Source organism: Paraburkholderia sp. BR10141 (assembly GCF_056155635.1).
On the sequence record NZ_JBMIQH010000069.1, the window covers coordinates 1 to 14,227 of the forward strand.

A 14,227-nucleotide genomic window follows, 5' to 3' on the forward strand; every position below is an offset into this window, starting at 1 on the left:
GAACACGATCCCGTTGATTCAGGCTTCGCCCGCCTACAAGCAGGACGGCCTGATCATCATCACGACGGACGAAGGCGTCGTGACCGGACTGACGCCGACAACGTCGCTCAGCGCAGATGGCACGACGCTTTCCCTGCTGGAGCCGGAAATGGGCAACCAGTGCCCGGGCTGCAACCAGCAAACGGGTCCGAACGTGACGCGTCCGGAACAGGTCACGATGTCCACGCTGCCGGTGGCTCAAGCAGCCCTGCTCGGTATCAACCCGGCGACGCTGCCTGCATCCGTGCGGAGCGTGTCGATTGCGTTGAACTACCTCGGAGTCGGTGGCGATCAGATCGGTACGCTTCTGCTGTCGCCGTTCATCAAGGGCGGTCACGTGGATGGTACGGGCTACAACCACTACGCGCTGCTGCGTTCGCTCGAAGACAACTTCGGCATCGGCTCGTATCTCGGCTACGCAGATGATGCATCGCTCAAGCCGATCTTCACATCGGCCAACATCGATAACCGCTAATCCGTAGCGGTCTCACAAGAACTTTGTTGTCCTGGCCCGGTTCTCGGCTCGAACCGGGCTCTTTTCCTGATCCGTCATGCGCCAATTTCCTCTAAGGGCTGTTCTCACAACGGCCCTTTGCATTTGCCTGCTTTGCGCATGCGACCAACATGCACCGGACGCTCAGGCAGCCACGGTCAAAGCACCTGCGCCTGATCTGGCAGCCATCGGCAAGGCAGCGTTCTTCGATCCGTCGCTGTCGGCTTCCGGCAAGCAGTCATGCGCCTCCTGTCACAGCCCCGCGAATGCCTATGGGCCGCCGAACGGTCTGGCAGTCCAGTTGGGTGGTCCAAACCTCGATCGAGCCGGACTGCGCTCGGCGCCGTCGCTGCGCTATCTGCGTGCTGTGCCTTACTGGACGTTCACGCAGGCAAATAGCCTGAAAGAGCGTCTCGAGGACGGAGATAATCAGCCCAGCGGCGGATACACCTGGGATGGACGCTACAACTCCCCCGCGGATCAGGCTGCATTTCCCCTGCTCAATCCGGATGAAATGGCAAACAGCAGCGCGGAGGACGTAGCGCAGAAGCTGAGCAAAAGCGCCTACGCACAGCAGTTCCGCGAAGCATTCGGTCAGGACATTTTCTCGCGGCCGACGCAGGCGCTGGCGGACCTCGGAAAGGTATTGCAGGCATTCCAGTTCAACGATCCGTCGTTCGCGCCGTACTCCAGCAAATTCGACCGGGTGCTCGACGGCAAGGAGCATTTCACGCCACAGGAAGCGCACGGATTGGCGCTGTTCAGCGACCCGGACAAGGGCAACTGTGCAAGCTGTCACCTGATCAACAAAGGCGCTCACGGCGCGCATCCGGCATTGACGGATTACAACTTTCAGACGCTGGGTGTGCCGCGCAACATGGAAATTCCGGCCAACCGCGATCCGAATTTCTTCGACATGGGGTTATGTGGGCCGCTGCGTCAAGACGAGGCGAAGCAGCAGAAGTGGTTCTGCGGGATGTTCCGCACGCCCACGCTTCGCAACGTCGCCACGCGACGCGTCTTCTTTCACAATGGCATGTACCATACGCTGGAAGATTCGTTACGCTTCTATGTCGAGCGCGACACGAACCCGGAGAAGTGGTATTCGAAAGACGCGCACGGCCACGTCGTGAAGTTTGACGACCTGCCGAAGAATCTGCGCAGTAATGTGGATACCAGGACGGAGCCGCTGACGAATCACCTGGGCGGCAAACCGGTCTGGTCAGACTCGGATATCCGCGACGTAATGGCGTTCCTGGATACCCTCACCGACGCGGACGCAAAGACGGTGGCTCGCTAACGTCGTTCAGAAAAAGGAAAAACCCGGTCAGTTTTGAACCGGGTTTTTTTATGCGCTGACGAAGCGTTAAGCGCTGCTCGCCACGTAGCCGAGGAGGGCGCTCACGGCGTCCGCTTCGCGGCGTACGGCGCGACCGTTCGGGCCCTCGGCCGTGGCGTCGAAGCCGCCCGTGGCGCCCAGCGCCGTGAGCACGCCGCAGAGCTTGCCGGTGTGATCGAAGAGCGGCGCCGAAACGGCGCTGATGCCCTTGAGATTCGTGTCGCGCACGCTCGCGCAGCGCGCTTGCTGCACGTCGCGCCGCAGCGTGCCGATCGGATCGCTCGCACTCAGTTGCGCGCGCAACGAAGCATCGGCGTGGGCGAGTTCTTCTTCAGCTTGCGCGAGCACGCGCGTGTCGTCGAGCAGGCCGAGAAACACGCGGCCCGTGGACGACCATAGCAGCGACATCACCGAGCCCACCCGCACGTTGACGGTCACGGGCAGCCCCGGTTCCTCGAAACGGATGATCGTGGGCCCCTTGTTGCCCATCACCGCGACGAACGACGCCACTTCGAGCGTCTCGCGCAGGCGCACGAGCGCGGGCTCCGCAATGCGCACCGGATCGGCCTGACGCATGGCGGCCACGCCGATCATCATTGCCTCGACGCCGAGCCGATACTGCTGGGTGGCGGTGTCCTGCGCGACCAGGCCTTCCTCGATCAGGCTCACGAGATAGCGATGCACCTTTGCGGGACTCTCGCCCACGCAAGCGGCGAGACCCGAGAGGCTCGCGCGGCCGCCCAGGCGCGCGAGACCCTTGAGCACGGCCATGCCGGTTTGCGCGGATTGCACGCGCTGACGGCGCTCTCGCGGCGCGGCTACGGCCTTCGTCTCTTGCGCGACTTTGGGCGACGTCGAGGCGTCGGCCACTTTGGCCGTGATGCGACGGGGAGTGGTTTTCCTGCTTTCCATACTGGACGGGACGCTGGGATATCGGTTGGGTTCACGCGGATTTTAGGGCGCGTAGGGGCGGCATAGTGCCTGCACGTTAACCCCTATCTCGTAATTACGCAATGCGTACTAGAGTTACGCAAAACGTAATGCACGCAGGATGCAGGAGAGGCATATGAGCGAGACACCTTCCCCATCGACGGGCCGCTGCCCGTTTCCCCACGCCGCGAACCGGACGTCGGCCGCCACGTCGCGCTGCCCGGTCAGTGCCAATGCCGCGGCATTCGACCCCTTCAGCGACGGCTACCAGCAGGACCCGCCCGAGTACGTGCGCTGGGCGCGCGAGCAGGAACCCGTGTTCTATAGCCCGCAGCTTGGCTACTGGGTGGTCACGCGCTACGACGACATCAAGGCGATCTTTCGCGACAACCTCACGTTCTCGCCCTCCATTGCGCTCGAAAAGATCACGCCCACCGGTCCCGAGGCGAACGCGGTGCTGGACTCGTACGGCTACGCCATGAACCGAACGCTCGTGAACGAGGACGAGCCTGCCCACATGCCGCGCCGCCGCGCGCTGATGGAGCCGTTCACGCCCGAACATCTCAAGCACCACGAACCGATGGTGCGGCGCCTCACACGCGAATATGTGGACCGTTTCATCGATGCAGGCCGCGCCGACCTCGTGGACCAGATGCTCTGGGAAGTGCCACTCACCGTGGCGTTGCATTTTCTGGGCGTGCCCGAGGAGGACATGGACTTGCTGCGCAAGTATTCGATTGCGCATACGGTCAATACGTGGGGGCGGCCGCGCCCCGAAGAGCAGGTCGAAGTGGCGCACGCGGTGGGCAACTTCTGGCGGTTCGCGGGCAAGGTGCTCGACAAGATGCGCCAGAACCCGGACGGCCCGGGCTGGATGCAATACGGTATTCGCAAGCAGAAGACACATCCCGAAGTCGTCACGGACTCCTATCTGCATTCGATGATGATGGCCGGCATCGTGGCCGCGCACGAGACCACGGCCAACGCCACGGCGAACGCGATGAAGCTGCTGCTGCAGCACCCGCATGCGTGGCGCGAGATCTGCGAGGACCCGAGCCTCATTCCGAACGCAGTGGAGGAGTGCCTGCGCCACAACGGCTCGGTCGCGGCCTGGCGGCGCCTCGCGACGAAGGACGTGCAAATCGGCGGCATCGACATTCCGGCGGGTTCCAAGCTGCTCATCGTGACGTCCTCGGCGAATCATGACGAGCGCCATTTCGCCGATGCCGACCTGTTCGATATTCGCCGCGACAACGCGAGCGACCACGTCACGTTCGGCTATGGCTCGCACCAGTGCATGGGCAAGAACCTCGCGCGTATGGAGATGCAGATCTTCCTCGAAGAATTCAGGCGCCGCTTGCCGCACATGCGTCTGGCCGAGCAGACGTTCACGTATGTGCCCAACACGTCGTTCCGGGGTCCTGAGCATGTCTTCGTGGAATGGGACCCCGCGCAAAACCCGGAGCGCGCGAATCCGGCGCTGCTCGGCGCGCACGTGGCGGTGCGCATTGGCGAGCCGTCGGCGCACGCGCTTTCGCGGCCTGTGGTGGTCGAGCGTGTGGACGCCGTGGCCGAAGGTATCGTCCGTTTGCGCCTCGTCGCGCCGGACGGCCGCGCGCTGCCGCGCTGGGCGGCGGGTGCGCATATCGACGTGGAGTGCGGCGACACCGGCATCTCGCGCCAGTACTCGCTGTGCTCGGACCCCGCCGACACGGGCGCGTTCGAGATCGCCGTGCTACGCGAAATGCAAAGCCGCGGCGGTTCGGCCTGGGTGCACGACACGTTGCACGCAGGCATGCGCCTGAAGATACGCGGCCCGCGCAACCACTTCCGGCTCGACGAAGAGGGGCGGCGCGCGATCTTCATTGCGGGCGGCATCGGCATCACGCCGGTAAGCGCCATGGCGCGCCGCGCGCGCGAACTGGGCATCGACTACGAATTGCACTATAGCGGGCGCTCGCGCAGGACGATGGCGCTCGTCGACGAACTCGCGCAGCTGCACGGCGAGCGCCTGCATCTGCACGTTTCGGACGAAGGCTCGCGCAACGATTTTGCCGCGCTGTACGTCGACGAGCATACGCGCGTCTACGCGTGCGGCCCGGCGCGCATGCTTGAAGCACTCGAAGCGTGCAGCGAGGTGTGGCCCGAGGATGCACTGCGCGTGGAGCATTTCGCGGCGACCGGCGGCAAGCTCGACCCCTCGCGGGAGCAGGCGTTCGAAGTCGAGCTGAAAGACTCAGGGCTCGTACTCAACGTGGGCGCCGACCAGACCGTGCTCGACGCGCTGCGCCGCGCGAACATCGACGTGCAAAGCGATTGCGAAGAAGGCTTGTGCGGCTCGTGCGAGGTGCGCGTGCTGGCGGGCGAGATCGACCATCGCGACGTGGTGCTCACGCGCGCCGAACGCGACACGCAAACCCGCATGATGACCTGTTGCTCGCGAGCGAAAAGCGGGCGATTGGTACTCGAACTTTAGTCGCCGCAGAGCGATCGAGACGACAAAACAATATTGGAGACATTGCATGAACAAGGCGGTGGAGGTTACCGGCATCATCGACGAAAGCCGGTTCGGGCGGTATCAGCTCCTCGTGGTCACGCTCTGCGCATTGTGCCTCGTGATGGACGGCTTCGATGTGCAGGCCATGGGCTACGTGGCGCCGGTCGTGATCCGCGAGTGGGGCATCGCGAAGGAGACGCTCTCGCCGGTGTTCGGTGCGGGCCTCTTTGGCATGCTGGTGGGCTCGCTCACGTTCAGCACGCTCGCCGACAAGATCGGCCGCCGCCCGGTGTTGATCGGCGCGACGCTGTTCTTTTCCGCGTGCATGGTCGCAACGGGCTTCGCGCATTCGATCGCGCAACTGGTGGCCTGGCGCTTCGTTGCGGGGCTGGGGCTTGGCTGCATCATGCCGAACGCGATGGCGCTCGCGGGCGAGTACAGCCCGCGCCGCATGCGCGTCACGCTCATGATGATCGTCTCGTGCGGCTTCACGCTGGGCGGCGTGGTGGGTGGCCTGATCACCGCGGCGCTGATTCCCGCGTTCGGGTGGCGTGCCGTGTTCTTCGTAGGCGGCGCGATTCCGCTCGTGCTCGGCGTGCTGATGTGGCTCGCGTTGCCCGAGTCGATCCAGTTCCTCCTGTTTCGCGGCCGTGGTGAGCGCACGCAGGCGCGCGTGCGCCGCAATCTGTCGCGCGTGGCGCCTGCGCTCGCGTTGCCGGCCGGCGTGCAGTTCACGAGCGTGGAAACGCGCTCGCGCGGCGTGCCGTTCGTCGAGCTGTTCAAGGAAGGGCGCGCGCGGGTGACCGTGCTGCTGTGGGTCGTGAACTTCTCGAACCTGCTCGCCATGTATTTCCTCTCGAACTGGCTGCCGACCGTGATCCGCGACGCCGGCTATTCGACCCGGACCGCCGTGTTCGCGGGCACGGCATTGTGGGGCGGCGGTGTGATCGGCACGCTGCTGCTCGGGCGCATCATCGACCTTGCGGGCTTCACGCGCGTGCTCGCCACGACGTTCCTGATCGCCATCGTCTCGACGGCCGCCATCGGCAATCCCGCTGTGATGGTCTCCGTGGCCGCGATGTTCGCGGCGATCTTCGTCACGGGCTTTACGATCATCGGCGGCCAGCCCGCGCTCAACGCGCTCGCCGCGACCTACTATCCGACCTCGCTGCGCTCGACCGGCATCGGCTGGAGCCTCGGCGTGGGGCGTATCGGCTCGGTCGTCGGCCCGGTGCTGGGCGGCGCGCTCCTGCACCTGCAGTGGTCGTCGTCGGCGCTCTTTCTCGCGGCGGCCGTGCCGGCCTGTGTGTCGCTCGCGGGCATCGTGGCGATTCATCGGGCGAATAGCGCTTCCCGGGGCACGATGGGAGGCGAGCGTGCGGCGGCGCAGATGGAGTGACTGGCGGCAGCGCCTGCGCAGGGCCGCACCGGCGCCTCGCACGCGTCACCCACGAGGGCTGAGCGCCCGCCGAGCACGCTCCCGGTCGAGAAGATAATCGCCTCGAAGCCCCGGCCATCGGGGTGAATTCCGACTTCTCGGCAGACGAATGCCGGCTTTATCGAAAACGAATTGTTGGCAGGCCGCGCCTGAACCACACTGATACCTGTCGCGATGCGGCGTGCCACGGCGCGCCGTACGCAGTCAAAGAGCAACGACGGGAGGTGACAGTGGTGAGGCGAGCGGCGCGCAAGATCAGCGATATCGCGCGGCATTGGGCGCAGGCGTCGCCCGAAGCCGTGGCGATACGCGAAGAAGCAAAGGTGACGAGCTTCGGGCAGCTCTGGAGCGACGTGGGGCAGGCGCAGCGGTTTTTGCGCGAGCAGGGCGTGGACGTGGGCGACCGCGTGCTCGTCGTGGCCGAAAACTGCTCGGCCGTGGTGACGCTGCTGTTCGCGCTATCCGAAATCGGCGCGTGGCCGGCCGTGGTCAATGCGCGGCTCTCGGAACGAGAGATCGAGACGATTCGCGCCCATTGCGGGCCGCGTCTCATGCTGTTTACGCATGGTGCTTCGCCCGACGCGCTGCGTCATGGCGTGCGCTATCGCGCGCGCGAGATCGCGCCCGCCGGGCTCGGTCCGCTGATGATGGCCGCGCCCGATCTCAACGCCGTGCGTGAGGCCGAAGCGCTCGCGCACGAGGTCGCGGTGCTCATCTACACGTCGGGCACGACGGGCCAGCCCAAGGGCGTGATGGCCACGCATCGCGGCCTGCTGCATTTCGCGCATGTCTCGGCGACATCGCGCGACATGACACAGGCGGACTGCGCGTACGCGGTCATGCCGATGTCGCATATTTTCGGACTCGCCACGCTGCTGCTCGCCACCTTCGAGGCGGGCGCGAGCCTGCATCTGGCCGCGCGCTTTTCGGCCGAGGAGGTCGTGAAAGCGCTCGCCGCCTCCGAAATCTCCATCCTGCAGGGGGTGCCGACGCTCTTCACGCGCATCGTCGCCTATGTGCGCGAGCACGGCGGCACGGTACATGCGCCCCGTTTGCGCTACCTGTACACGGGCGGAGGTCCGCTCGATCCCACGCTCAAGCAGCAGGTCGAAGCGCTCTTCGGCATGCCGCTGCATCACGGCTACGGCATGACCGAGTACGCGGGCTCGCTATTCATCACACGCATGGACCGTCCGCGCAAGGACGTGTCTTCGGGCGAGATCGTCGAGGGTGCCGAGTTGCGCGTGGTCGGGCCCGACGGTCACGATGTGCCGCGCGGCGAAGCGGGCGAGTTGTGGGTGCGCGGTCCCGGCGTCATGCACGGCTACTACCGCGAGCCGGGCCTGACCGCCGAAGTGCTCGATGCGCAAGGCTGGCTCAAGACCGGCGACCTCGGCCGGCTGGACGCGGACGGCGCGCTCTTCATCGTGGGCCGCTCGAAAGATCTCATCATCCGTTCGGGCTTCAACGTGTATCCCATCGAAGTCGAGTCGGTCATCAACACCTACGCAGCGGTGCGCCAGAGCGCAGTGGTGGGGCGGCGCGACGCCGAAGGCAACGAGGAAGTCGTGGCGTTCGTGGAAGCGAAGGACGGCGCGACGATCGACACGGCCGATCTCGCCCATTATCTGAGCGAGCGGCTCTCGGCCTACAAGCGCCCCTCGGAAATCGTGACCATCGACATGATTCCGACCACGGCCAGCGGCAAGCTGCAAAAGCAGCCACTGCGCGAAATGGCCAAACGCGCCGTGCGCGCTCACTGAGCATTCCTGATTTTGTCATCCTCACGGGCGGCGTCGTGCCGCCCGATCAACGATTGCAGGGCATACACCATGATTCGCGACCAGGAAACGATGAACGTTCTGCTCGACAACGTCGCGCGCTTCGTGCGCGAGCGTCTCGTGCCGAACGAAGAGCGCGTGGCCGAAACCGATGAAATTCCGGCCGATATCGTCGATGACATGAAGGCCATGGGCCTCTTTGGCCTGACCATCCCGGAGCAGTACGGCGGGCTCGATCTCACGATGGAAGAAGAAGTGCTCGTGATGTTCGAACTCGGCAAGACTTCGCCCGCGTTTCGCTCGATCATCGGCACGACGGTAGGTATCGGCTCGCAGGGCATCGTGATCGACGGCACCGACGAGCAAAAGGCAACATGGCTGCCGAAGCTTGCGAGCGGCGAGATCATCGCGAGCTTCGCGCTCACGGAGCCGGGCGCGGGCTCGGACGCCGCATCGATCAAGACGCGCGCCGAGCGGCGCGGCGACCACTACGTGGTGAACGGCACCAAGCGTTTCATTACGAATGCGCCGCTGGCAGGCATGTTTACGCTGATGGCGCGCACCAATCCCGACGAGCCGCGCGCGGGCGGCATCACCTCGTTCATCGTCGACGCAAAAACGCCCGGCATCAGTTTCGGCAAGCGCGACAAGAAGATGGGCCAGCGCGGCGCGCATACCTGCGACGTCATCTTCGAGGACGTGAAGGTGCCCGCGGAGAACATCATCGGCGGCAAAGAAGGTGTGGGGTTCAAGACCGCGATGAAGGTGCTCGACAAGGGGCGTATTCATATCGCGGCGATTTGCGTGGGTGTGGCGCAGCGCATGCTCGACGACGCGCTGCGCTACGCGATGGAGCGCGAGCAGTTCGGCGAGAAGATCGCCGAGTTCCAGCTCGTGCAGGCCATGCTCGCCGATAGCCAGACCGAACTCTACGCGGCGCGCTGCATGGTGCTCGACGCGGCGCGCCGCCGCGATGCCGGCCAGAACGTGAGCACCGAGGCCGCGTGTGCGAAGCTCTTCGCATCCGAAATGTGCGGGCGGGTAGCAGACCGCGCGGTGCAGATTTTTGGCGGCGCGGGCTATATGTCCGACTATGGCATCGAGCGTTTCTACCGCGATGTGCGCATCTTCCGCATCTACGAAGGCACGAGCCAGATCCAGCAGATCGTCATTGCGCGCAACATGATTCGGGCGGCCGGCGGGCGCTAGTCGAGAGGGGCGGCGCGCAGCACGCGCGCCGCGTCATGGGGCTATTCGAGGCGGCCGATGCCGTCGGCCACCAGCAGATCGACGAGCTTGCGCGCGAATAGCGGCAGCGCATCGCGGTCGGTCATGCAGATCTGCAGTTTGCGCACGGCCCACTCGTCGGTGAGCGGCACGATCTTGAGCGACATGGTTTGCGCGTGGCGGCGCGCCGTACCCTCAGGCAGCACGCCGATGCCGATGTTCGCCTCGATCATGCGGCTCGCGGCTTCGAAATTGCCGATCTGGATGCGCCAGCGTATCGTGCGTTGCAGATCCGACGAGGCGCGCTTGAGAAACGAGAAGATCGCGCTTTCGTCGGGCGGCCCGATGAAGTCGTAGTCGAGCGTATCGGCAAACGCCATCTCGCTCGCTTGCGAAAGCGGGTGGCTGAGCGCGGTGACGAGCACGAGCCGGTCGCGCCGGTAGGGCAGCACCTGCAGTCCCTCGGTGCGCACATTGCCGGCCACGATGCCGATATCGATCGTGCCGTCCTGCACGGCGCGCACGATATCGGGCGAAAGCCGCTCGTGTATGTCCACGTACACGTCGGGATGATTGATGAGGTAGGTGCGCAGCACGGCAGGCAGAAACTCGCTCATCGCCGTGGTGTTCGCAAACACGCGCACATGGCCCTTCACCCCCTGCGAATATTCCTGCAAGTCTCCCGTGAGTTGCTCGAGTTGCTTGAGCACGCGGCGCGCGTGGGCGAGCAGCGTCTCGCCGGGGCCCGTTAGCGTGACCCCCTGGCTCGTGCGGCTCAAGAGCTTCACGCCCACCTGTTCTTCGAGATTCTTGATACGCGTGCTCGCCGCGGGCAGCGACAGGTGCGCGCGTTCCGCGCCGCGCGTGAGGCTGCTCGCCTCGGCTACGTGGGTGAAGAGCTTCAGGTCGACGAGATCGAAATGCATGGGTTGACTTGCCGTGACTCCAATGTCCGTCAGCTCGTTCGTTAGAGGGATGCGAAAAACATGAGGGGCGAGCAGACTCCAGCCATTATTGCGCCGCGGCGCAACGCACGCCATTAGCGATAGTACGGGTTAATCCTGGCCGAAACAGGCGTTCGGCATATCCAAATTGTGCAGCTTTGGCCGATGCGTCAAGCTGCAACACGAACGGCACAGCTTGCCGCATCACGATTCAAATCGAATGAATGCCCGGCGCAACGCGGGCTGGAGGAGCGAAAACGATGACGACGCAACGAATGCTGGACGGCAAGGTCGTGGTGGTGACAGGATCGGGCGGCGGCATTGGCCGCGATATCGCGCTCATGATGGCGCGCCACGGCGCGAAAGTCGTGGTGAACGACGTGGGCGCCACGCTCACCGGCGAGGGCCATAACGACGGCCCCGCGCAAGCCGTGGTGAACGAGATCACGGCGTTCGACGGCCAGGCCACGGCGAACACCGACAGTGTGGCCGACGCCGCCGGCGCCGCCCGCATCGTGCAGAACGCGCTGGACGTGTTCGGCCGTATCGATTGCGTGGTGAACAACGCGGGCATCCTGCGCGACCGCTTCTTCCACAAGATGAGCGAAGAAGAGTGGGACGCCGTGCTCAAGGTTCACCTCTACGGCTCTTACTACGTTTCGCGCGCAGCCGCCGACCACTTCAAGGAGCAGCGCAGTGGGGCGTTCGTGCATATGACGTCCACGTCCGGGCTGATCGGCAATCTCGCGCAGGCCAACTATAGCGCCGCGAAGCTCGGCATTGCGGGCCTGTCGAAATCCATCGCGCTCGATCTGGAAAAGTTCGGTATCCGTTCGAACTGCATCGCGCCGTTCGCCTGGAGCCGCATGATCAACTCTATCAAGATCGATTCGCCGGAACAGGAAGCACGCGTTGCCAAGATCAAGCAGATGACGCCCGCGAAGATCGCGCCGCTCGCCGTCTACCTCGCGAGCGAACAGGCCGCCGACGTGACGGGCCAGATTTTCGCGGTCCGCAACAACGAAATCTTCCTGATGAGCCAGCCGCGCCCCGTGCGTTCGGTGCATCGCGGCGAAGGCTGGACGCCGGAGACGATCGCCGAGCATGCCATGCCGGCGCTGCGCAAGTCGTTCCATACGCTCGATGTTTCCGCCGATGTCTTCAGCTGGGACCCCGTCTGATGACGCGCGGCCCGCGCGCGGCGCGCGTCGTCGACGCCGCGCAGCTCGATTTCGCGCAGTACGTGCGCCGGGGCGACACGCTCGCGTGGGGCCAGTGCGGAGCCGAGCCGTGCACGCTCACCGCGCTGCTGATGGCGCAGCGCAAGGCGATAGGCGGGCGCTTTCGCGTGTTCGTGGGCGCGTCGTGGTCCGACACGCTCGAGCCCGCGTATGCCGACTGCGTGGACTTCATGGCCTATGGCGCATCGGGTACGAACCGGCGGCTCGAACGCGAAGGCGTGCTCGACATCCTGCCGTGTCACTACTCGCAGTTTCGCAGCGTGCTGACTACGGGTCCGAACCGCATCGACGTGTTGCTGCTGCAAGTTGCCCCCGCGGATGAGGCGGGCCGCTACAGCCTCTCGATCGCCCATGAGTATCTCGTGCCGCTGATCGACAGCGCGCGCGTGGTCATTGCGGAGGTGAATGCGGCGGCGCCGTGGACCTACGGCGAGCGCATGTTGCGCGGCGATCATTTCGACGTGCTGATCCATACCGACCGCGCGCCGCTGGAAGCGCCTGCCACGCAGGCCGGCGAAATCGAGCGGCGCATCGCGCAGCACGCCGCATCCCTGATCGAAGACGGCTCGACAATCCAGTTCGGGCTAGGCGCGCTGCCCGAGGCCATCGTCGCGCAGTTGCGCGACCGGCGCGATCTCGGCGTGCATAGCGGCACCATCGGTGACGCGGTGGTCGATCTGATCGCAGCCGGTGTGGTGACGAATGCTCGCAAGTCGCGAGATCGAGGCGTGAGCGTGGCCGGCACGATGATGGGCACGCGCAAGGTCTACGCGCATGCGCACCGCAACGCGCGGATTCAGTTTCGCGCCACGGCCTATACGCACGACATCGACGTGCTCGGCAGCCTTGATCGGTTCGTGGCGATCAACTCGGCGCTCGAAGTCGATTTGACGGGGCAGGTCAATGCGGAAGCTGCCGGCGGTCGCTATGTGGGCGCCGTGGGCGGGGCGCTCGATTTCATGCGCGGCGCGGCGCACTCGCACGGGGGCGTCGCGATCGTCGCGCTCGCAGCCAGCACGCGGCATGGCAGTCGCATCGTCGCGCGTCTTTCGGGGCCGGTCAGCACGCCGCGCAGCGACGCCGCGGTGATCGTCACCGAGCACGGCGTGGCCGATCTGCGCGGGCTCACGCTCGCACAGCGCGCTGAGCGCATGCTCGCCATCGCGCCGCCGGAGTGGCGCGAACAGCTGGCGGCGCAACACCATGCGCGGCGGGATGCGATAGCGGTTTGACGGTACGCAGGCACACGACGCGGCGAACAACAACAACCAGACTCCATGTAAAGGAATCCGAAATGAGAAGAGCAGCGATAGTCGCACCCGTACGCACGCCGGTCGGCACCTTCGGCGGCAGCCTGCGCCCTGTTTCCGTCGAAACGCTCGCGGCCACGGTGCTGCGCGAAACCATCGCGCGCAGCGGCGCGGACCCGGCGCGTATCGAAGACGTGGTCTTCGCGCAATCGTATGCGAACAGCGAAACGCCTTGCATCGGCCGCTGGGCCGCGCTCGAAGCGGGGCTGCCCGTGCAGGTGCCCGGCATGCAGCTCGATCGCCGTTGCGGCGGCGGGCTGCAGGCGGTCGTGACCGCCGCGATGATGGTGCAGAGCGGCGCGGCGGACGTGGTCGTGGCCGGCGGCGTGGAAAGCATGAGCAATATCGAGTACTACACGACCGACATGCGTTGGGGCGCTCGCGCGGGCTCGGTGAAGATGCACGACCGTCTCGAGCGTGGCCGCGAACGCTCGCAGCCCGAAGCGCGCTTCGGCTACATCTCCGGGATGATCGAAACGGCTGAAAACCTCGCGAAGCAGTACGGCATCACGCGCGAGGAAGCGGACGCGTACGCCGTGCGCAGCCACCAGCGCGCCGCGGCGGCATGGGAGTCGGGCCGTTTCGCCGACGAGGTGGTGGCGGTTTCGGTGCCGCAACGCAAGGGCGACCCGGTGCTGTTCGCACGCGACGAAGGCGTGCGCGCCGACGCAAGCGAGGCGTCGCTCGCGAAGCTCAAGCCGCTCATGAAAGGCGGCACGGTGACGGCGGGCAACGCGAGCCAGCAGAACGACGCCGCGGCTGCGTGCCTGATCGTCGCCGAAGACCAACTCGACAAACTGGGCCTCACGCCGCTCGGTTACCTCACGGGCTGGGCAGCTTCGGGATGCGAGCCCGCGACGATGGGCATCGGCCCGGTGCCGGCCGTGCAAAAGCTGCTGCACAAGACCGGGCTCACCTTCGATCAACTCGATCTCGTCGAACTGAACGAGGCCTTCGCGTGCCAGGTGCTCGCGGTGCTCAAGGGCTG

Annotated in this window: 11 protein-coding genes; 9 read left to right on the forward strand and 2 right to left on the reverse strand. The window is 65.4% G+C overall.

What is annotated here, in order from left to right; translation table 11 throughout:
• The coding region (locus tag ACOJB8_RS39770) for an alkaline phosphatase family protein (protein ID WP_475017685.1) at nt 1-514 on the forward strand (514 nt) is incomplete at its 5' end.
• 76 nt (nt 515-590) lie between these two features.
• Nucleotides 591-1,832, forward strand: a complete 1,242-nt coding sequence (locus ACOJB8_RS39775; RefSeq protein WP_475017687.1) for a cytochrome-c peroxidase — start codon at nt 591-593, stop codon at nt 1,830-1,832.
• A gap of 66 nt (nt 1,833-1,898) precedes the next feature.
• Here the strand turns inward: ACOJB8_RS39775 and ACOJB8_RS39780 are convergent, their stop codons facing one another.
• The gene (locus ACOJB8_RS39780; RefSeq protein ID WP_475017689.1) at nt 1,899-2,783 is read right to left on the reverse strand and encodes an IclR family transcriptional regulator; all 885 of its coding nucleotides are present in this window, start codon (nt 2,781-2,783) and stop codon (nt 1,899-1,901) included.
• A 154-nt stretch (nt 2,784-2,937) separates the two neighbouring features.
• Between ACOJB8_RS39780 and ACOJB8_RS39785 the strand changes: the two genes are divergently transcribed.
• The 4 genes from ACOJB8_RS39785 (at nt 2,938) to ACOJB8_RS39800 (ending at nt 9,726) form a co-directional block, all read left to right on the forward strand.
• Nucleotides 2,938-5,277 (forward strand): cytochrome P450, encoded by a 2,340-nt coding sequence (locus ACOJB8_RS39785; RefSeq protein WP_475017690.1) that lies wholly within the window; start codon nt 2,938-2,940, stop codon nt 5,275-5,277.
• A 46-nt stretch (nt 5,278-5,323) separates the two neighbouring features.
• On the forward strand, nt 5,324-6,697 hold the full coding sequence (locus ACOJB8_RS39790; RefSeq protein WP_069262478.1) for an MFS transporter: 1,374 nt from the start codon (nt 5,324-5,326) through the stop codon (nt 6,695-6,697).
• 269 nt (nt 6,698-6,966) lie between these two features.
• Nucleotides 6,967-8,499, forward strand: coding sequence for a class I adenylate-forming enzyme family protein (locus tag ACOJB8_RS39795; RefSeq protein WP_475017693.1), 1,533 nt, complete (start codon nt 6,967-6,969; stop codon nt 8,497-8,499).
• A 69-nt stretch (nt 8,500-8,568) separates the two neighbouring features.
• Nucleotides 8,569-9,726, forward strand: a complete 1,158-nt coding sequence (locus ACOJB8_RS39800; protein ID WP_475017695.1) for an acyl-CoA dehydrogenase family protein — start codon at nt 8,569-8,571, stop codon at nt 9,724-9,726.
• 41 nt (nt 9,727-9,767) lie between these two features.
• On the opposite strand, the gene ACOJB8_RS39805 is transcribed toward ACOJB8_RS39800, so the two are convergent.
• Nucleotides 9,768-10,670, reverse strand: a complete 903-nt coding sequence (locus ACOJB8_RS39805; RefSeq protein WP_475017697.1) for a LysR family transcriptional regulator — start codon at nt 10,668-10,670, stop codon at nt 9,768-9,770.
• Nucleotides 10,671-10,963: 293 nt separating this feature from the next.
• Between ACOJB8_RS39805 and ACOJB8_RS39810 the strand changes: the two genes are divergently transcribed.
• From ACOJB8_RS39810 to ACOJB8_RS39820, 3 genes are all read left to right on the forward strand, one after another.
• On the forward strand, nt 10,964-11,869 hold the full coding sequence (locus tag ACOJB8_RS39810; protein WP_368604923.1) for an SDR family NAD(P)-dependent oxidoreductase: 906 nt from the start codon (nt 10,964-10,966) through the stop codon (nt 11,867-11,869).
• On the forward strand, nt 11,869-13,161 hold the full coding sequence (locus tag ACOJB8_RS39815; protein WP_475017699.1) for an acetyl-CoA hydrolase/transferase family protein: 1,293 nt from the start codon (nt 11,869-11,871) through the stop codon (nt 13,159-13,161). The genes ACOJB8_RS39810 and ACOJB8_RS39815 overlap by 1 nt, the downstream gene beginning before the upstream one ends.
• A gap of 62 nt (nt 13,162-13,223) precedes the next feature.
• Nucleotides 13,224-14,227, forward strand: a 1,004-nt coding sequence (locus tag ACOJB8_RS39820) for an acetyl-CoA C-acetyltransferase (protein WP_475017701.1), incomplete at its 3' end; no start/stop codon positions are given.